This window comes from Bacillus cereus group sp. N12 (genome assembly GCF_016483575.1).
Classification (GTDB): Bacteria; Bacillota; Bacilli; order Bacillales; family Bacillaceae_G; genus Bacillus_A; species Bacillus_A toyonensis.
Genome location: NZ_JAEHBO010000288.1, coordinates 1 through 234 on the forward strand (window position 1 = coordinate 1; position 234 = coordinate 234).

Here is a 234-nt window from a genome sequence, read left to right on the forward strand (position 1 = left end):
CCGTGGTGTAGTGGTTAACATGCCTGCCTGTCACGCAGGAGATCGCCGGTTCGACCCCGGTCGGGACCGCCATTTTAACTTCTGCTACATAGCAGTTGTTTTTTATTGGACATTATGGTAAAATAACATTTGTCTTTAAAAAGAAGATAACTATTTCATTGGGCTATAGCCAAGCGGTAAGGCAACGGACTTTGACTCCGTCATGCGCTGGTTCGAATCCAGCTAGCCCAGCCA

The 234-nt window shown here is 47.4% G+C and carries 1 tRNA gene; it reads left to right on the forward strand.

From position 1 onward, the window contains the following. The first annotated feature begins 159 nt into the window (after positions 1-159). Positions 160-234, forward strand: a tRNA-Gln gene (locus JDS92_RS30520).